Genomic DNA, 17,606 nt, shown 5'->3' with positions numbered 1-17,606 from the left:
AGACTCGGCGCATGGACACACTGGCCGAGCTGCGCGCGGGTCGGCTGGCAGGCGCCACCAGGCTCGATCTCTCGTGCGGACTCACCGAGTTCCCGCGCGAGATCTTCGACCTTGCCGATTCGCTCGAAACACTGAATCTCTCCGGGAATGCGCTCGATGCGCTGCCCGATGACCTGGGCCGCCTGCGCAAGCTGCGGGTGCTGTTCTGTTCCGACAACCGGTTCACGACGCTGCCCGATTCCATCGGCGGATGCGATGGCATCGACATCGTCGGCTTCAAGGCGAACCGCATCGCGCGCGTACCGGCCGCTGCATTGCCGGCCTCGCTGCGATGGCTGATCCTCACGGACAACCAGATCGAGGAACTGCCCGACACGCTCGGCCACTGCACGCGGATGCAGAAGCTGATGCTGGCGGGCAACCGGTTGAGCCGGCTGCCTGATTCGATGGCCGCGCTGCAGCGGCTCGAACTGCTGCGCATCTCCGCCAACCGCTTCGAGGCGCTGCCCGAATGGCTGTTCTCCTTGCCGCGTCTCTCGTGGCTTGCGGCCGCGGGCAATCCGTTCGATACGCAAGCCGAAGACGCAGCCATCACGGCGCGGTCCGTGCCACACGTCGATTGGCGCGACCTCACGCTCGGCAAGAAGCTCGGCGAAGGCGCATCGGGCGTGATTCATCAGGCGACGCTGGAGCCCTCGCAGCAGGAAGTGGCGGTCAAGCTCTTCAAAGGCGCAGTCACCAGCGACGGCTGGCCGCACAGCGAAATGGCTGCCTGCATCACGGCCGGCGCGCACCCCACGCTGATCGCCGCGCAGAGCCGCATCGATGGCCACCCCGATGGCACCGAAGGCCTCGTGATGGCGCTCGTGCCGCCCTCTTTCCGCACGCTCGCAGGGCCACCGAGCCTGGCCTCGTGCACGCGCGACGTCTATGCGGACGATGCGCAATGGACGGCGGAAGTCGCGCTGCGCATCGCGCACGACATCGCTTCCGCCATGCAGCACCTGCATGCACACGGCATCCTGCACGGCGATCTCTACGCGCACAACATCCTGTGGAATGCGCAAGGCGGCGGCCGGCTCGGCGACTTCGGCGCGGGGTGGATGACGGGCTCGCTCGATGCGGCGCAAGCTCATGCCTTGCAGCGCCTGGAGATGCGCGCCTTCGGCTGCCTGCTCGAAGAACTGCTCGACCGCTGCAGCGATGCGCCGCCCGCCACCATGTCCGCATTGAAGGACCGCTGCATGCACCCCGACGTGCCCTCGCGCCCTTCCTTCGCCGAAGCGCTGTCGGTGCTGCAGCGGGAAGCCGCGCAATGACCATCCACCGGCTGCCGCTGCCCACCCGCGACGGCGTCGGGCCAAGTTGCGTCGGGCTGCCCCACGGCGCCTGGCCGACCATCGCCGAATTCCTCATCGAGCGCTTTCCCGCCATCACCCGCGACGCATGGCTGGAGCGCATCGCGGCCGGCGACGTGATCGACGAGCACCGCATGCCCGTCACCATCGAGCGCCGCTACGAATCGCCGCTGCGCGTGTACTACTACCGCACGCTCGACGGCGAAGTGCACATCCCCTTCGAGGAGCAGGTGCTGTTCCAGGACGACCAGCTCGTCGTGGCCGACAAGCCCCCGTTCCTCCCCGTCACGCCGACCGGCAAGTACCTGCAGGAAAGCCTCTTGGTGCGGCTCAAGCGCAAGCTGCAGATCGACGACCTCGTGCCGCTGCACCGCATCGACCGGAGCACCTCGGGCCTCGTGCTGTTCTCGGTGCGGCGGGAGACGCGCGGTGCCTACCAGCAGATGTTTCCGGAGCGCCGCATCGCCAAGCACTACGAGGCGGTGGTGCCGTGGCAGGAGGGCATCTCCTCAGTGCCCGACACCTACCGCAGCCGCCTCGTGGACGACGAGCACTTCATGCGCATGCGGGAAGAGGCCGGCGCGCCCAACTCCGAGACGCGCATCGAGGTGCAGGAGGTTCGCAGCGGCCGCGCGCTGCTGCGGCTCTCGCCCGTCACCGGCCGCAAGCACCAGCTGCGCGTGCATTGCCTGGCGCTCGGCATGCCGATCGAGAACGACCCGATCTACCCCGTGCTGCTGCCCGAGAACACCGACGACTTCGACAAGCCGCTGCAGCTCCTGGCCAAGTCGGTCGCGTTCCAGGACCCGGTCACGGGCGACCTGCGCAGCTTCACCAGCCCCCGCAGCCTCTCGCTGGCACCAAGGTGACGCGGCGCGGACGCGCGCCGCACTAAGCTCGTTTCCTGAAGTTCTTTCAATTCAGGAGACACCCGCACCATGGACACCACCCAACTCTTCTCGCTGAAGGGCCGCACCGCCTTGATCACCGGCGGCTCGCGCGGTATCGGCCGCATGATCGCCGAGGGCTATCTGGCCCAGGGCGCGCGCGTGTACATCTCGGCGCGCAAGGCCGCCGCCTGCGACCAGACCGCCAAGGAGCTCTCGGCCTTCGGCCATTGCGTGTCGCTGCCGGCGGACGTGTCCACGGTTGAAGGCGCGCAGGCGCTGGTCGCAGCGTATGCGAAGCACGAAGACTCGCTCGACATCCTCGTCAACAACGCCGGTGCCGCCTGGGGCGCGCCGTATGCCGAGTTTCCCGAGAGCGGCTGGGACAAGGTGGTCGACCTGAACCTGAAGACGCCCTTCTTCCTCACGCAGGCGCTCACGCCGATGCTCACGAAGGCCGCGACCGATCACCTCTCAAAGGTCATCAACATCGCCTCGATCGACGGCATCTCGGTGAACCCGCAGGAGACGTATTCGTATGCGGCCAGCAAGGCCGGGCTGATCCAGCTCACGCGCCGCATGGCGCTGCGCCTGGCGCAAGAGCGCATCGTGGTGAGCGCGATCGCGCCGGGCGCATTCGCCTCGGACATGAACAAGGATGCGCGCGACCACGGCGACGAGGTCAAGGGCCGCATTCCCGCAGGACGCATCGGCACGCCGGAAGACATGGCCGGCGCCGCGATCTACCTGGCATCGCGTGCGGGCGACTACGTGATGGGCTCCACGCTCGTCGTCGACGGCGGCGTGACGCACGCGCGCTGAGCGCATGCGCCGCGCGGGCGCCCGTCAGTGGTTATCGCGCGGCACGCCGAAGGTGGCGTGGATCTTCTGGTACTTGATCGCCGGCTTGAGCACCATGCCTTCCGAGAGCTCATCCACCACCGAGCGCTGGATCTCCTGCCACGGCGTCTGGCTCGGCGGGTACGGGTAGCCGCCGGCCGCTTCGAGCTTCTGGCGGCGCTTGGCCAGTTCCTCGTCGGACACCAGCATGTTCGCCGTGCGCTTCTTCAGATCGATGCGCACGCGATCGCCGGTCTTGAGCAACGCCAGCGCACCGCCGGTCGCGGCTTCGGGCGACGCGTTCAGGATCGATGGCGAGCCCGACGTGCCCGACTGCCGTCCATCGCCGATGCAGGGCAGCGCGGTGATGCCCTTCTTCAGCAGGTAGGCCGGCGCCCGCATGTTCACGACCTCGGCAGCGCCGGGGTAACCGACGGGCCCGACGCCGCGCATGAACAGGATGCTGTGCGCGTCGATCTTCATCTTCGGGTCGTCGATGCGGCGGTGGTAGTCCTCGGGGCCATCGAACACCACGGCCGTGCCTTCGAAGGCCATCGGGTCGGCCGGGTCCTCCAGGTAACGGTTGTGGAATTCGGGCGTGATCACGCTGGTCTTCATGATCGCGGAGTCGAAGAGGTTGCCGCTGAAGTCCAGGAAGCCGGCGTTCTTCATCATCGGCTTGGCGTACGGGAAGATCACCTTCCGGTCTTCGGTGAAACGGCCTTCGCAGTTCTCGATGATGCTCTTGCCGTTGGCGGTGAGCGAGTCCTGGATCTTGCCCTTGGCGATCAGCTCGGCCACCACGGCGGGCACGCCGCCCGCGCGGTAGTAGTCCTCGCCGAGGTACTCGCCCGCGGGCTGCAGGTTGACCAGCAGCGGAATCTTGTAGCCGTGCTTTTCCCAGTCGCCGGTGGTCAGCGGCACGCCGATGTGGCGCGCGATGGCGTTCAGGTGAATGGGCGCGTTGGTCGAGCCGCCGATGGCCGAGTTGACGACGATCGCGTTCTCGAACGCGGCGCGCGTGAGGATGTCCGAGGGCTTCAGGTTCTCGCGCACCATCTCGACGATGCGCTTGCCGGTGAGGTAAGCCATCTCCTGGCGGTCGCGGTACGGCGCGGGAATCGCGGCGCTGCCGGGCAGCGTCATGCCGAGCGCCTCGGTCAACGAGTTCATCGTGGAGGCCGTGCCCATGGTGTTGCAGTGGCCGGTCGATGGCGCGGACGACGCCACGAGCTTCAGGAACCCGGTTTCGTCGATCTCGCCCGCGGCCAGCAGCTCGCGCGCCTTCCACACGATGGTGCCCGAGCCCGTGCGCTCGCCCTTGTACCAGCCGTTGAGCATCGGCCCGGAGTTCAGCGCGATGGCCGGAATGTCGACCGTGGCGGCGGCCATCAATTGCGCCGGCGTGGTCTTGTCGCAGCCGGTGGTCAGCACCACGCCGTCGAGCGGATAGCCGTAGAGGATCTCGACCAGCGAGAGGTACTGCAGGTTGCGGTCGAGCGAGGCGGTCGGGCGCTTGCAGGTCTCCTGGATCGGATGGATCGGAAACTCGAACGCGATGCCGCCCGCGTCGCGAATGCCCTCGCGCACGCGCTCGGCCAGGACGAGGTGGTGGCGGTTGCAGGGCGCGATGTCCGAGCCCGTCTGCGCGATGCCGATGATCGGGCGGCCCGACTGCAGCTCCTCCAGGCCGAGCCCGTAGTTCATGGTGCGCTCCAGGTACAGCGCCGTCATGTCGGTGTTGGCCGGGTTGTCGAACCAGGCCTGCGAGCGCAGCTTGAGCGCGGCCCTCGCCTTTTCCGCGGCGGCGCGCTTCGGCTTGGACATGGGGGTGGACGTGGGGCTCTTCTTCTTGCTCATCAGGACATTCCCTTCAGGGTTTCGGCCGCATTCGGAAGCGCGGCGCAATCGGCGATGTATTGGCGAATGATGTCTGCGAAATTCTCGTGCGGGTGCAGGCCGAGCCGCGCGGCGCGTTCGGCCGTGGCGCCGGCGGGCCAGTTGGCCACGATGCCGGCAATGCGCTCGTCGCGCTCGAAGCGCACCAGCGCGCGCACCTTGGGTCCGGCCACTTCCTCCAGCGCATCGAGCATGTCGCTCACGCGCACGTTGAGCGCCGGCAGGTTGAGCGCGGCGCGCCCGCCGAAGGCCTCGCGGCTGGCTTCGTAGACGGCGATGAGGCCATCGACCGTGCGTGCCGGCGAGGTCATCGGGTGCGACACGTCGGGCGACACCGGGCAGACCGATTCCACGCCCGCGAGCGGCTCGCGGATGATGCCGCTGAAGAACGACGAGGCGGCGCCGTTAGGTCGGCCGGGGCGCACGGTGACGGTCATCAGCCGCGCGGCGCGGCCGTCGATGTAGCCCTTGCGCGTGTAGTCGGAAATGAGGTGCTCGCAGACCACCTTCTGCGTGCCGTAGGAGGTTTGCGGCAGCGGCAGCGTGTCGTCGGCCACGAGCTTGGGCAGCGGCACCGAGGGGTCGGGGCCGAACACCGCGACCGAGCTGGAGAACACCAGCCGCGTCACCTTGCCGCCCGCGCCGACGTTGGCACGCAGCGCATCGAGCAGCGCGCGCGTGCTGTCCAGGTTGGAGCTCAGGCCCAGGTCGAAATCGGCCTCGCATTCGCCCGACACGGCCGAGGCGAGATGGAACACGCCATCGAAGGCTTCGGTCTTCAGCGCCTCGGTCTGCGCGAGCAACGGACCGGTGCGGGCCTCCACGCGCGCATCGGCCAACAGGTCGGCCGGCGGCGGCGCGATGTCGGTCAGCACCAGCCGCTCGATGCGCTGGCCGGCCAGCGTGCCGCGCGCGAGCAGCGCACGCGCAAGACGGGAGCCGACGAAGCCGCCGCCTCCGGTGATCAACAGTTTCATGGGGTGTCCCTCTTCTTCCTGGTTGTGCTTTTCGCGGTGACGGTGACGTTAGGGGCCGGTGGGGCGCCGCGCACGGCGCGCGCGGCGGCACGCCGGCGCTGGCCGGTGATGATCCCGCCCTCGACGAGCCGCTGCTCGCCGCGGATCAGGTGCTGCGTGGCGTGATGGCGCGCGGCCACGGGGTCGCGCGCCGCGATGGCTTCGACGATCGCGCGGTGCTCGTTCTGCACCGCCTCCATGAAGTCGAGCCGCCGCGCCTCGTTGCCGCGCGTGATGCGCATGCCTTCGCGCAGGTACTGCTCGAGAAAGCCGAGCAGCAAGCGGAACTGCGGATTACCCGTGGCTTCGCCGATCACGCGGTGAAAAGCCAGGTCTTCGGCCACGCCGTCGTGCCCTGCCGCGGCCGCCGTGTCGATGTCTTTCAGCGCGCGCCGCAGCGCCGCGATCTGGCTGCGCGTCGCGCGCTTGGCCGCGAGCGCGGCGATCTCGCCTTCGAGCACGCGGCGCACCTCGACCACATGCACCACCGCCTGCACCGACTCGAGCACGGCGGGGTCGAAAGCCAGCGGACGGTTGAGCGGCGCCTGCGCCACGAACACGCCCAGCCCTTGCCGCGATGTGACCAGTGCCTGCGATTTGAGCTGGTGCACAGCTTCCCGCACCACGGTGCGCGAAACGCCGTGCGAGGCCGCGAGTTGCTGTTCGGTGGGAAGGCGATCGCCGGGCCGCAGCGCGCCCGATTCGATCTGCGCCGCCAGCCGCAAAGCGAGCCGGTCAGACAGGCGGTCCGTGACCAGAGGAAAGGATTCTGAGAGGGCGGTGGCCTGCACGGCAGCGGAAAAGTGGAGCACGGTTATCGGGTCATCATACAAGTCAACCGGGATTTTCTCGTACCGGTTTGCCCTGATACCGGTTTCAAAACCGAGTGCCGATACTGCGCGGGCTGCTGCGACGCGGAGGTCTCCGTGTTGCTTCCCTTCCCGCGATTTGTCAGGACTCCTTGCATGGCCAGTGTCACGATTCAGGCGGTCAAGAAGCGATTCGGCGAGGTCGCCATCCTTCACGGGGTGGACATCGACATTGCCGACGGTTCGTTCACGGTGCTGGTAGGCCCCTCGGGCTGCGGCAAGTCGACGCTGCTGCGCATGATCGCGGGGCTGGAAGAAGTCCACGGCGGCGAGATCCGCATCGGCGATCGCCGCGTGAACGACCTGCCGCCCAAGGAGCGGGACATCGCGATGGTGTTCCAGAACTACGCGCTCTATCCGCACATGACGGTGCGCGACAACATGGCCTTCGCCCTCTCGCTCGCGAAGATGGACAAGGCCACCATCGAGAGCAAGGTGACGCGCGCGGCCGAAATTCTTGCGCTCGCGCCGCTCCTGGAGCGCTATCCGCGCCAGCTCTCGGGCGGCCAGCGCCAGCGCGTGGCGATGGGGCGCGCGATCGTGCGTGACCCGCAGGTCTTTCTCTTCGACGAGCCGCTCTCCAACCTCGACGCCAAGCTGCGCGTGGCGATGCGCAGCGAGATCAAGGAGCTGCACCAGCGCCTGAAGACCACCTCCATCTACGTCACGCACGACCAGATCGAAGCCATGACCATGGGCGACAAGATCGTGGTGATGCGCGACGGCCGCATCGAGCAGACCGGCAGTCCGCTTCAGCTATACGACCACCCGGCCAACCAGTTCGTCGCGGGCTTCATCGGCTCGCCGGCCATGAACTTTTTGCCCGGCACGCTGCGGCGCGCGGGCGGGGCGGCGCATGTCGAACTGCCCGACGGCACGCGGCTCGATGCGCCCATCCACGCAGGCGGCACCGACGGCCAGAGCGTGGTGTACGGCACGCGGCCCGAGCACCTGACGCTGGGCGACAGCGGCGGCATTCCGTCCCGCGTGGTGGTGATGGAGCCGACCGGCATGGACACCTTCGTCGCCTGCCGCCACGAAGGCGCCGAGCTCTCGGCCGTGTTCCGCGAGCGCTACGACTTCGCGCCGGGCAGCACGATCCATCTCTTGCCCGATCTGGCGCGTGCCCACCTGTTCGATGCCGAAAGCGGCCTGCGCCTGGCCGCCTGAAAGCACACCCGATTTTTCGCTTTGTCTTTGGTTCGCACCGTTCCGTTTACAACGAAGGAGACAGTCATGAGTGATTTCAATCGCCGCAAGTTTCTCGAGAGTTCGGCCGGCGTTGCCGCCGCCGCGACTGTCGGCACGGGCAGCGCCCTGTTCGCACCTTTCGCGCAGGCGCAGAACCTGACGTTCAAGCCCGAGAAGGGCGCCAAGCTGCGCGTGCTGCGATGGAGCCGCTTCGTGCAGGGCGACATCGACGCCTACATGGCCAACGTCAAGAAGTTCACCGAGGCCACGGGCGTGGAAGTGCGCGTGGACAACGAAGGCTGGGAAGACGTGCGCCCGAAGGCCGCGGTGGCCGCCAACACCGGCGCCGGCCCCGACATCATTTTGTCGACCAACGACGACGCCAACCTCTACCCCGACAAGCTGCTCGACGTGACCGACCTGGCCGAATACCTCGGCAAGAAATACGGCGGCTGGTACCCGGCCGGCGAGGCCTTCATGCGCCCCGACGGCAAGAAGTGGCTGGGCCTGCCGCTGGGCGCCTCGGGCTCGCTCATCGTGTACCGCGAGAGCATGGTCAAGGCCGCGGGCTTCGCGACCTTCCCCAAGACCACCGACGACTTCCTGAAGCTCTACAAGGCGCTCAAGGAAAAGGGCACGCCCGGCGGCATGGCGCTGGGCAACGCGACCGGCGACAGCACCTGGTGCAACTGGCTCATCTGGTCGCATGGCGGCAAGCTGGTCGACAAGACCAACAAGGTGGTCATCGATAGCCCCGAGACGCTCAAGGCGCTGGAGTACGGCAAGGAGCTCTACGCCAACTTCATTCCGGGCACGCTCTCGTGGCTGGACCCGAACAACAACAAGGCCTTCCTGGACGGCCAGATCAGCGTCACCAACAACGGCATCTCGGTCTACTACGCGGCCAAGAATTCGGCCGACCCGAAGGTCAAGGAAATGGCCGCGGACATCAACCACGCGGTGTTCCCCATCGGCCCGGTGGGCGTGCCCACGGAGTCGCACCTGTTCTTCAACCAGATGGTCATGAAGTACACGAAGTTCCCGCAGGCGGCCAAGGAGTTCCTGCGCTTCATGATGGAGAAGGAGCAGTTCGACCCGTGGCTGCAGGGCGGCGGCGGCTACGTGGCGCAGCCCCTGCGCTTCTACGAGAACAGCGCGATCTGGACCTCGGACCCGAAGAACATGCCCTACCGCGATTCGGTGAAGAACCTGCGCCCGGGCGGCTACGACGGCAAGCTGGGCTACGCATCGGCGGGCGCGGCGGCGGACTTCATCATTCCGAACATGGTGGCCGAGGCGGCCAGCGGATCGAAGACGCCCAAGGAAGCGGCCGAGCGCGCGCAGAAGCGTGCCGAGCGCTATTACAAGGTCTGACCAGGTCTGATCCCTTTCCCTCCAAGCCGCCCATCCCATGACACTTTTGGCCAGGTTCCAGAACAGCCGCAACGCCCTCGGCATCGCGTTCATGCTTCCGGCGGCGGTGCTGCTGTTGCTGTTCCTGACCTACCCGCTCGGGCTGGGCACTTACCTCGGCTTCACCGACGCCAAGGTGGGCCGCGCGGGCCAGTGGATCGGCCTGGAGAACTACGAGTACCTGTGGGGCGATGCCGTGACGCGGCTGGCCCTCTTCAACACGCTCTTCTACACGGCGGTGGCGAGCGTGCTGAAGTTCTTCCTGGGCCTGTGGCTCGCGATATTGTTGAACCGGAACATCCGCTTCAAGACTTTCTTTCGCGCGGTGATCCTGCTGCCGTACATCGTGCCCACCGCGCTCTCGGCCATCGCGTTCTGGTGGATCTACGACTCGCAGTTCTCCATCATCAGCTGGGCGCTGATGCGGATGGGCCTGATCGACCAGTACATCGACTTCCTCGGCTCGCCATGGAATGCGCGCATCGCGGTGATCATCGCGAACGTGTGGCGCGGCGTGCCCTTCGTGGCGATCACGCTGCTGGCGGGGCTGCAGACGATCTCGCCCTCGTACTACGAAGCCTCCGCCATCGACGGCGCGACGCCCTGGCAGCAGTTTCGCCACGTGACGATGCCGCTGCTCACGCCGATCATCGCGGTGGTCATGACCTTCTCGGTGCTGTTCACCTTCACCGACTTCCAGCTGATCTACGTCATCACCCGCGGCGGCCCGCTCAATGCGACGCACCTGATGGCCACGCTGTCGTTCCAGCGCGCGATTTCGGGCGGTGCGCTCGGCGAAGGCGCGGCCATCGCGATCGCGATGGTGCCGTTCCTGCTGGCTTGCGTGATGTTCAGCTTCTTCGGCCTGCAGCGGCGCGCGTGGCAGCAGGGCGGCGCAGACAAATGAGGACTTACAGATGAGCAATGCCGGCCAGGTCGACACCGTCGGCATGAGCTACCTCGACACGATCCCGCGCAAGGCGGTGACCGTGTACCTGCCGCTCGTGGTCTTCTTGATCGTGCTGCTGTTCCCGTTCTACTGGATGGCCATCACCTCGGTGAAGCCCGATGCCGAGCTGCTCTCGCGCGAGGGCAATCCGTTCTGGGTGATCAACCCGACGCTCTCGCATTTCTACAAGCTGCTGTTCGAGACCTCGTACCCGCAGTGGCTGTGGAACACGGTGCTGGTGTCGGTGGTGTCCACCTTCGTCTCGCTCGCGGCCTCGGTGTTCGCGGCGTATGCGATCGAGCGGCTGCGCTTCAGGGGCTCCAAGCACGTGGGCCTCTCGATCTTTCTCGCGTACATGGTGCCGCCGTCGATCCTGTTCATTCCGCTGGCGAACGTGGTCTTCAACCTCGGCCTCTTCGACACGCGCTGGGCGCTGATCCTCACGTACCCGACCTTCCTCATTCCCTTCTGCACGTGGCTCTTGATGGGCTACTTCCGCTCGATCCCGGCCGAGCTGGAAGAGTGCGCGCTCATCGACGGCGCGAGCCGCTGGCAGATCCTCGTGAAGATCGTGCTGCCGCTGGCCGTGCCCGGGCTCATCTCGGCCGGCATCTTCGCGTTCACGCTGTCGTGGAACGAGTTCATCTATGCGCTCACCTTCATCTCGTCGTCGGAGGTGAAGACCCTGCCGGTCGGCGTGGTGACCGAGCTGGTGCAGGGCGACGTGTACCAGTGGGGGCCGCTCATGGCCGGCGCGCTGCTCGGCTCGCTGCCGGTGGCGTTCATCTACTCGTTCTTCGTCGAGTACTACGTCTCGGGGATGACCGGATCGGTCAAAGAGTAGCGCCGGGCTTCAGTTCCAGCGCGGAACGGCTTCATCCTTCAACTGCTGGCGCAGCACGTCGTAGTCGGGCACCACGCTCTCGACGGTTTCCCAGAAGCGGTGCGAATGGTCCATCACGCGCAGGTGGGCCAGCTCGTGCGCGACGACGTAGTCGATCACGGGTAAGCGGAAGTGGATCAACCGCCAGTTGAGCCGCAGCGACCCATCGGCGCTCGCGCTGCCCCAGCGCGTGGCCGCGTTCGACAGCGACAGCTTCTGCCAGCGCACGCCCAGGAGCGGCGCGAAGTGGTCGAGCCGCTCGATGAAGAGCTTGCGCGCCTGCCGCATGAGCCAGGCCTGCGCGGCATCGCGGATCTGCGAGGGCTCGGCGTTCTGCGCGACGGCCAGCCGCAGGATGCGCGGACCGCCCGCAGCCTCGGCCTCGTCGAGCGTGCCGCCGACGCTGGCAAAGCCATGCTTCGGATCGAGCCGGATCACGACCGGCTCGCCCATGAATGGAAATTCGGCGCCGTCCTTCCACTCGATGCGCGTCGCCTCGACGCGCGCGTGACGCTGCTGGGTTTCCTGGAGCTTGCGCAAGATCCAGTCGGCCTTCTCGCGCACGGCGGCATCGACATCGCGCAGCGCGACCCAGCGCGGCGCGCGCACCGAGAGCCCCTCGGCACCCACGAGAAAGCCGATGGTCTTGCGCTTGCCGCGCTTGAATTCGTAAGCCACGCGTGCCGAGCCCAGCACAAGCTCGCGCGTGGCCTGCGGATGGGTGAAGCTCGCGAGCGCCAGCGTGTCGCGCAGCGGAATCGCTGGCAGCGCCGGGCCGGTGTTCTTTGCCGCTTCCGGTTCCGGCACCACGAAGGGCAACGGCGTCGCGACGGGCGGCGCAGCCTTGCGGACTTTCTTCGGCCGCGGCGCGGGCGGCTCGGGCTTTGCGAACTCGCTGCCCAGCCCCTCGAACAGGTCCATCGTGAACTGCAGCAGCCCCTGCATCTGGCGCTCCTTCTGTTCCTTCCGGCTAGCGGTACGCCTCGGGGTCGAGCCGGTGCATCTCCGCCTCGATCCACGCTTCGACTTCGCGCATCAGCTCGTCGGGCTTGCGGCCGACGCTGGAAATCGCCGGCCCGATCGACACGTCGACCACGCCCGGGCGCTTGATGAACGCCTTGCGCGGCCAGACCTTGGCCGAGGTGACGGCGATCGGAATCACCGGCACGCCGGTCTCGCAGGCCAGGCGCGTGCCGCCGCTCTTGTAGGTGCCCTTCTGGCCGCGCGGAATGCGGGTGCCTTCGGGGAACATGATGATCCAGATGCCTTGCGCAAGGAGCTTGCGGCCCTGGTTCACCACCTTGTTGAAGGCCTGCGCGCGCTGGCTGCGGTCGATGTGGATCATGTCCAGCCGCGCCATCGCCCAACCGAAGAAGGGCACGTAGATCAGTTCCTTCTTGAACACGAAGGCCAGCGGATGCGGCATCAGCGTGGGCATGAGGAAGGTCTCCAGCGTGGACTGGTGCTTGACCAGCAGTACAGCGCCGGCGAGCTGGTCGGTCGGCAGGTTCTCCATGCCGGTCACGCGCGTCTGGATGCCCAGCAGCACGCGCGCCCCGCCGATGGCCCAGCTGAGCCATTGCTCGGCCATCCAGTAGAGCGGAATGCCGCGCTTCCAGATCGAACTGACGCACATGATGATGCCCCACGGCACCACGGTGACAAGCATCCAGAGTGCGTGGACAACGGAACGGAGAAACGCCATCAGACAGCTACCTGCAGTGCAGCCCGCGCTTCGCGCACGAGCAGGAAATCGACAAAGGCGGCGAGGTTCTCGTGAACCATCGTGTTCGCCGGATATTCGGAGGGCAGCGGATCCACGCCGATGCACGCCGCGCCCATGCCCGTGAGCAGAAGGTGCGGCTCGCAGCCGGCGGCCGCGCCCGCCTGCAGGTCGCGCAGGCTGTCGCCCGCGGTCGGCACGCCCTTCAGATCGATGCCGTAGCGGTCGCCGATCTGCAGGAACAGGCCCGACTTGGGCTTGCGGCAGTCGCACCCCTCGTCGGGGCTGTGCGGGCAATAGAACACCGCATCCACCTTGCCGCCCACGGCCGCGAGCATCTTGTGCATCTTGGCGTGCATGGCGTTGAGCGAAGCCATGTCGAAGAGGCCCCGGCCCAGGCCCGACTGGTTCGAGGCGATCACCACATGCCACCCCGCATGGTTCAGCCGCGCCACGGCTTCGAGCGCACCGGGCAGCGGCGTCCACTCGATGTCGCTCTTGACGAAGTCTTCGCGGTGCACGTTGATCGTGCCGTTGCGGTCGAGGATGACGAGTTTCATGAGGCAGTCCTTTCAGACTCCAGCTTGCGCCGCGCGACCCAGGCCGTCAGGTTCGCCAGCGGGTACTTGCCTGCATCCAGCATGCCGATGCGTTGGGTCAAGGTGTCGGCGGACACCAGCCCGTGCTTGAGGAGTTCGCGAACAAAATCAGCGTCCTTCTCGCGACCCGCCACGCACTTGGAGACGACGAGGTCGTGCAGGTCCGGGCAGATGGCCGTGATGTCGCCGATGTAGTGCAGGCTGGCCCGGCTCATCCAGTCGGCGGGCATGACCGCTGTCTCGGGGCCGACGCCATCGGCGAAATAGCCGAAGGTTTCGTGGAAGCTCGAGTGCATGCCGATGGCGCCGTCAATCAAGTCCGCGCGCTCGGGATGCAAGGCCGGATAGAGATCGATCTCGCGCGACACCAGCAGCGCTTCGGGCGGGTGTTCAAGAAGGAGCAAAACAGCCTGGCTGCCCACGACGACAAAGGAGGTCTCCTTCGAAATCGCAGCGGAGGCTCGCAGCACGTGCTGCAGTTCGTCCAGCTTCATTGAAATGCGACAGCCTGTTCGCGCGCCTGTCTGAGCAATGCCATTCTTTCGCTCTGCGAGACAAGGCCACCGAGCGGAGACACGCTGCGCAAGAGCTGGCCGTGATCGGACTCGACGAGTGCCGCACGCTCGAGCGCAATGAATTCGTCAGCGAGCATTTGCTCCCATTCGTCCCACAACACATCGGATTGCGTCGCACCCGATTGCCGGCGCCAGCGAGCGAGCGTCTGGCGCGCCTGTTCCCGCAATGCGGGTTCATGGCGCAGCGCCTCCAGCGCTCGCCGATGCAAGGCGAGCGAAAACTGGTCCAGTTGCTGTTGCCGGTTCATGCGCAATTATCGAACGGCGAGCCTCAGACAGCCAGCCGCTCGAGCTGCGCCACGCGGTTCATCGCGGCGTGCAGCGACATCAGGAGGCCCAGCCGGTTGAGCCGCAGGTCGGCCTGCTCGGCATTGACCATCACGCCGTCGAAGAAGGCATCGACCGGCTCGCGCAGCGCGGCCAGCGTCTGCAGCGAGGCGGTGTAGTCGCCGGCTTCGAACTGCGCGTTGGCGGCGGGCACGACCTCGGCCATGGCGGCGTGCAGTGCCTTCTCGGCGGGCTCCTGCAGCAGCAGCGCGCTCACGTGCGCGTCGGCCTCGGGCGCCTTCTTCAGGATGTTGCCGATGCGCTTGTTGGCCGCGGCCAGCGCGGCGGCGGCGGGCAGTGCGGCGAAGGCGCGCACGGCGGCCAGCAGCTTGGGCACTTCGCCCAGGCGCTGCGGCAGCGGGGCCAGCACGGCGTCGACTTCCTGAGCGCTCGCGCCCTGCTCGCGCAGGCTGCCCGCAAGGCGGTCGTATATGAACGACATCAAATTGGAGACCGTATCCGGATCGATCTTGATTCGAGGCAGCTCACGCCCCTCGATCAGAAGCGTCAAGCCTTTGCTGATACCGCTGTTCTTGCGCGCCTCGTCGTCAAATACGTTTGCGCATGCTTCCAGCAAGTCTTTCAAGTCGAGCGGCAAATCCCTCTCGATCAGCATGCGGATCACGCCCAGCGCATGGCGGCGCAGCGCGAACGGGTCGCGGTCGCCGGTGGGCAGGTTGCCGATGCCGAACATGCCGACCAGCGTTTCGAGCTTGTCGGCCAGCGCGACCACGAGGCCCACGTTGTTGCGCGGCAGCTCGTCGCCGGCAAAGCGTGGCTTGTAGTGGTCTTCGATCGCATCGGCCACGGCAGCGTCCAGGCCGTCGTGCAGCGCGTAGTAGCGGCCCATCGTGCCCTGCAGTTCGGGAAACTCGCCGACCATGTCGGTCACGAGGTCGGCCTTGGCCAGTTGGGCGGCCTGCGTGGCCTGCGCGGCGACCTTCGCATCGCCGAGTTTTTCCGCAATGCCGCGCGCGATGTGCATCACGCGCTGCACGCGTTCGCCCTGCGTGCCGAGCTTGTTGTGATAGACCACCTTGCCCAGCGACTCGACGCGCGAGGCCAGCGATTTCTTGCGGTCCTGGTCGAAGAAGAACTTGGCGTCGGCCAGGCGCGGGCGCACCACGCGCTCGTTGCCTTCGATGACCGCGCTCGCGTCGTCGGGGCTGATGTTGCTGACCACCAGGAACTTGTTGGTGAGCCTGGCTTGCGCATCGAGCAGCGGAAAGTACTTCTGGTTGGCCTTCATCGTGAGGATGAGGCATTCCTGCGGCACTTCGAGGAACTCGCGCTCGAAGCTGCAGACCAGCACGTTGGGGCGCTCGACCAGCGCCGTGACTTCATCGAGCAGCGCGTCGTCGTGGATCGGCACCGAGCCGCCACCGACTTTCACTGCCGCGGCCGCGAGCTGCCGCGCGATTTCGGCGCGGCGGGCCTCGAAGCTCGCGATGACGGCGCCGTCGTCCTGCAGCTGCAGCGCGTAGCTGTTGGCATCGCGCAGCACGACCGGATCGACCGCCGCCTCGAAGCGGTGGCCGTGCGTCTCGCGGCCGGCCTTCAGGCCCAGCGCCTCGATGGGCACCACGGTGTCGCCATGCAGCGCCACGAGGCCGTGCGCGGGGCGCACGAAGCTCACGCTGCTCCAGCCCGGCAGTTCGCAGCCGCTCTCGAGCTGGTAGCTCATCACCTTGGGGATCGGCAGCTTGGCGATGGCTTCGGCCAGCGCTTTCTGCAGGCCCTCGGCCAGCGTCGCGCCCTTGGCGGTGCTTTCGTAGAAGAGCGCTTCGGCCTTGCCGTCCATCGCGCGCTTCAGGCCCGGCACGGCCGAGGCATCGGCACCGAGCGCGCCCAGGCGCTTGAGCAGCGCGGGCGTCGGCTGGCCCGAGGCATCGAGCCCCACGGCCACGGGCATGAGCTTTTGCGACACGGCCTTGTCGGCAGCGCCTTCGGCCACGTGCGTGAGGTGCGCGGCCAGGCGGCGCGGCGAGGCGTAGGCGGTGAGCACCGAGCCGGCTTCGGCCAGGCCTTGCGCCACGAGCTGGTCGCGCAGCACGCCCGCGAAGGCGTCGCCGAGCTTCTTCAATGCCTTGGGCGGCAGCTCTTCGACGAAGAGTTCGACCAAGAGGGAGTTCTTGTTGTTCATGGGAGTCGTCGTCATCGCTCAGGCAGCTTTCTTCGGGGGCATCTGCGCAACCCATTCGCGCGGCGCCATCGGGAAGCCCAGGCGCTCGCGGCTGTCGTAGTAGCTCTGCGCCACGCTGCGCGCGAGGTTGCGGATGCGGCCGATGTAGGCCGCGCGCTCGGTCACGCTGATCGCGCCGCGCGCATCGAGCAGATTGAAACTATGCGCAGCCTTGAGCACCTGCTCGTAGGCCGGCAGCGCGAGCTGCTCGGTCATGAGGTGCTTGGCCTGCTTTTCGTGCGCGTTGAAGGCGGTGAAGAGGAACTCGGCGTCGCTGTGCTCGAAGTTGTAGGTCGACTGCTCGACCTCGTTCTGCTTGTAGACGTCGCCGTAGGTGAGACCGTCGGTCCACGTGAGGTTGTAGACGTTGTCCACGCCCTGCAGGTACATCGCGAGGCGTTCGAGACCGTAGGTGATCTCGCCGGTGATCGGCTTGCAGTCGATGCCGCCGACCTGCTGGAAGTAGGTGAACTGCGTCACTTCCATGCCGTTGAGCCAGACTTCCCAGCCCAGGCCCCAGGCGCCGAGCGTGGGGTTCTCCCAGTCGTCTTCGACGAAGCGGATGTCGTTCTTCTTGAGGTCGAAGCCCAGGGCCTCGAGGCTGCCCAGATAGAGCTCCAGGATGTTGCTGGGTGCCGGCTTCAGCACGACCTGGTACTGGTAGTAGTGCTGCAGGCGGTTGGGGTTCTCGCCGTAGCGGCCGTCCTTGGGGCGGCGGCTGGGCTGCACGTAGGCGGCTTTCCAGGGCTCGGGGCCGAGGGCTCGCAGGAAGGTGGCGGTGTGCGAGGTGCCCGCGCCCACCTCCATGTCGTACGGTTGCAGCAGCGCGCAGCCCTTGTCGGCCCAGTACGACTGCAGTTTGAGAATGATTTGCTGGAAGGTCAACATGAAGCTG

The 17,606-nt window shown here is 66.9% G+C and carries 17 protein-coding genes; 7 read left to right on the top strand and 10 right to left on the bottom strand.

What is annotated here, in order from left to right:
* Positions 1-11: 11 nt before the first annotated feature.
* The 3 genes from ACZYRS_RS04665 to ACZYRS_RS04655 all read left to right on the top strand — a co-directional run bounded on the left by ACZYRS_RS04665 (position 12) and on the right by ACZYRS_RS04655 (position 3,067).
* Positions 12-1,319, top strand: a complete 1,308-nt coding sequence (locus tag ACZYRS_RS04665) for a leucine-rich repeat-containing protein kinase family protein (RefSeq protein ID WP_463418290.1) — start codon at positions 12-14, stop codon at positions 1,317-1,319.
* Positions 1,316-2,227 (top strand): pseudouridine synthase, encoded by a 912-nt coding sequence (locus ACZYRS_RS04660; protein WP_463418289.1) that lies wholly within the window; start codon positions 1,316-1,318, stop codon positions 2,225-2,227. Before ACZYRS_RS04665 ends, ACZYRS_RS04660 begins: the two co-directional genes overlap by 4 nt.
* Before the next feature lie 69 nt (positions 2,228-2,296).
* Positions 2,297-3,067 carry an SDR family oxidoreductase gene (locus tag ACZYRS_RS04655; protein ID WP_042582878.1) on the top strand — a complete coding sequence of 257 codons (771 nt, stop codon included), beginning with the start codon at positions 2,297-2,299 and terminating at the stop codon, positions 3,065-3,067.
* A gap of 24 nt (positions 3,068-3,091) precedes the next feature.
* Here the strand turns inward: ACZYRS_RS04655 and ACZYRS_RS04650 are convergent, their stop codons facing one another.
* The 3 genes from ACZYRS_RS04650 to ACZYRS_RS04640 are packed head-to-tail and all read right to left on the bottom strand — an operon-like array spanning position 3,092 to position 6,812.
* A complete protein-coding gene (locus tag ACZYRS_RS04650) occupies positions 3,092-4,912 on the bottom strand; it encodes an IlvD/Edd family dehydratase (protein ID WP_463422451.1) in 1,821 nt (606 codons plus the stop codon).
* A gap of 32 nt (positions 4,913-4,944) precedes the next feature.
* On the bottom strand, positions 4,945-5,961 hold the full coding sequence (denD, locus tag ACZYRS_RS04645; RefSeq protein ID WP_463418288.1) for a D-erythronate dehydrogenase: 1,017 nt from the start codon (positions 5,959-5,961) through the stop codon (positions 4,945-4,947).
* Positions 5,958-6,812 (bottom strand): FadR/GntR family transcriptional regulator, encoded by an 855-nt coding sequence (locus tag ACZYRS_RS04640; protein ID WP_463418287.1) that lies wholly within the window; start codon positions 6,810-6,812, stop codon positions 5,958-5,960. Before ACZYRS_RS04640 ends, denD begins: the two co-directional genes overlap by 4 nt.
* 153 nt (positions 6,813-6,965) lie before the next feature.
* Between ACZYRS_RS04640 and ACZYRS_RS04635 the strand changes: the two genes are divergently transcribed.
* The 4 genes from ACZYRS_RS04635 (at position 6,966) to ACZYRS_RS04620 (ending at position 11,266) form a co-directional block, all read left to right on the top strand.
* A complete protein-coding gene (locus ACZYRS_RS04635) occupies positions 6,966-8,039 on the top strand; it encodes an ABC transporter ATP-binding protein (protein WP_198789008.1) in 1,074 nt (357 codons plus the stop codon).
* A 66-nt stretch (positions 8,040-8,105) separates the two neighbouring features.
* Positions 8,106-9,434: an ABC transporter substrate-binding protein gene (locus tag ACZYRS_RS04630; RefSeq protein WP_198789006.1), complete on the top strand. Its 1,329-nt coding sequence runs from the start codon at positions 8,106-8,108 to the stop codon at positions 9,432-9,434.
* 37 nt (positions 9,435-9,471) lie between these two features.
* Positions 9,472-10,380 carry a carbohydrate ABC transporter permease gene (locus ACZYRS_RS04625; RefSeq protein WP_198789004.1) on the top strand — a complete coding sequence of 303 codons (909 nt, stop codon included), beginning with the start codon at positions 9,472-9,474 and terminating at the stop codon, positions 10,378-10,380.
* Between the two features lie 10 nt (positions 10,381-10,390).
* The gene (locus ACZYRS_RS04620; RefSeq protein WP_198789003.1) at positions 10,391-11,266 is read left to right on the top strand and encodes a carbohydrate ABC transporter permease; all 876 of its coding nucleotides are present in this window, start codon (positions 10,391-10,393) and stop codon (positions 11,264-11,266) included.
* A 9-nt stretch (positions 11,267-11,275) separates the two neighbouring features.
* On the opposite strand, the gene ACZYRS_RS04615 is transcribed toward ACZYRS_RS04620, so the two are convergent.
* Genes ACZYRS_RS04615 through glyQ form a run of 7 tightly spaced genes read right to left on the bottom strand, consistent with a single transcriptional unit; the run spans position 11,276 to position 17,599 of the window.
* Positions 11,276-12,250, bottom strand: coding sequence for a M48 family metallopeptidase (locus ACZYRS_RS04615; RefSeq protein ID WP_463418286.1), 975 nt, complete (start codon positions 12,248-12,250; stop codon positions 11,276-11,278).
* Positions 12,251-12,275: 25 nt separating this feature from the next.
* Positions 12,276-13,010, bottom strand: a complete 735-nt coding sequence (locus ACZYRS_RS04610; RefSeq protein WP_463418285.1) for a lysophospholipid acyltransferase family protein — start codon at positions 13,008-13,010, stop codon at positions 12,276-12,278.
* Positions 13,010-13,588, bottom strand: coding sequence for a D-glycero-beta-D-manno-heptose 1,7-bisphosphate 7-phosphatase (gene gmhB / locus ACZYRS_RS04605; RefSeq protein ID WP_198788999.1), 579 nt, complete (start codon positions 13,586-13,588; stop codon positions 13,010-13,012). Before gmhB ends, ACZYRS_RS04610 begins: the two co-directional genes overlap by 1 nt.
* The gene (locus ACZYRS_RS04600; RefSeq protein ID WP_463418284.1) at positions 13,585-14,121 is read right to left on the bottom strand and encodes a DUF6036 family nucleotidyltransferase; all 537 of its coding nucleotides are present in this window, start codon (positions 14,119-14,121) and stop codon (positions 13,585-13,587) included. Before ACZYRS_RS04600 ends, gmhB begins: the two co-directional genes overlap by 4 nt.
* Positions 14,118-14,450 (bottom strand): hypothetical protein, encoded by a 333-nt coding sequence (locus ACZYRS_RS04595; protein ID WP_463418283.1) that lies wholly within the window; start codon positions 14,448-14,450, stop codon positions 14,118-14,120. Before ACZYRS_RS04595 ends, ACZYRS_RS04600 begins: the two co-directional genes overlap by 4 nt.
* A 23-nt stretch (positions 14,451-14,473) precedes the next feature.
* Entirely contained in the window at positions 14,474-16,672 is a 2,199-nt protein-coding gene (gene glyS / locus ACZYRS_RS04590; RefSeq protein WP_463422450.1) for a glycine--tRNA ligase subunit beta, read from the bottom strand.
* A gap of 18 nt (positions 16,673-16,690) precedes the next feature.
* Entirely contained in the window at positions 16,691-17,599 is a 909-nt protein-coding gene (glyQ, locus tag ACZYRS_RS04585) for a glycine--tRNA ligase subunit alpha (protein WP_093442160.1), read from the bottom strand.
* Positions 17,600-17,606: the final 7 nt, after the last annotated feature.

The organism is Variovorax sp. AC194 (assembly GCF_979257995.1).
The sequence above is the reverse complement of the archived record's forward strand: the minus strand, read 5'-3'. Positions and strand labels throughout refer to the sequence as shown.

Coding starts and splice junctions, on each gene's coding strand:
- ACZYRS_RS04665 (WP_463418290.1), top strand. CDS start 12: ATGGACACACTGGCCGAGCTGCGCGCGGGTCGGCTGGCAGGCGCCACC.
- ACZYRS_RS04660 (WP_463418289.1), top strand. CDS start 1,316: ATGACCATCCACCGGCTGCCGCTGCCCACCCGCGACGGCGTCGGGCCA.
- ACZYRS_RS04655 (WP_042582878.1), top strand. CDS start 2,297: ATGGACACCACCCAACTCTTCTCGCTGAAGGGCCGCACCGCCTTGATC.
- ACZYRS_RS04650 (WP_463422451.1), bottom strand. CDS start 4,912: ATGTCCAAGCCGAAGCGCGCCGCCGCGGAAAAGGCGAGGGCCGCGCTC.
- denD (WP_463418288.1), bottom strand. CDS start 5,961: ATGAAACTGTTGATCACCGGAGGCGGCGGCTTCGTCGGCTCCCGTCTT.
- ACZYRS_RS04635 (WP_198789008.1), top strand. CDS start 6,966: ATGGCCAGTGTCACGATTCAGGCGGTCAAGAAGCGATTCGGCGAGGTC.
- ACZYRS_RS04630 (WP_198789006.1), top strand. CDS start 8,106: ATGAGTGATTTCAATCGCCGCAAGTTTCTCGAGAGTTCGGCCGGCGTT.
- ACZYRS_RS04625 (WP_198789004.1), top strand. CDS start 9,472: ATGACACTTTTGGCCAGGTTCCAGAACAGCCGCAACGCCCTCGGCATC.
- ACZYRS_RS04620 (WP_198789003.1), top strand. CDS start 10,391: ATGAGCAATGCCGGCCAGGTCGACACCGTCGGCATGAGCTACCTCGAC.
- ACZYRS_RS04615 (WP_463418286.1), bottom strand. CDS start 12,250: ATGCAGGGGCTGCTGCAGTTCACGATGGACCTGTTCGAGGGGCTGGGC.
- ACZYRS_RS04610 (WP_463418285.1), bottom strand. CDS start 13,010: ATGGCGTTTCTCCGTTCCGTTGTCCACGCACTCTGGATGCTTGTCACC.
- gmhB (WP_198788999.1), bottom strand. CDS start 13,588: ATGAAACTCGTCATCCTCGACCGCAACGGCACGATCAACGTGCACCGC.
- ACZYRS_RS04600 (WP_463418284.1), bottom strand. CDS start 14,121: ATGAAGCTGGACGAACTGCAGCACGTGCTGCGAGCCTCCGCTGCGATT.
- ACZYRS_RS04595 (WP_463418283.1), bottom strand. CDS start 14,450: ATGAACCGGCAACAGCAACTGGACCAGTTTTCGCTCGCCTTGCATCGG.
- glyS (WP_463422450.1), bottom strand. CDS start 16,672: ATGAACAACAAGAACTCCCTCTTGGTCGAACTCTTCGTCGAAGAGCTG.
- glyQ (WP_093442160.1), bottom strand. CDS start 17,599: ATGTTGACCTTCCAGCAAATCATTCTCAAACTGCAGTCGTACTGGGCC.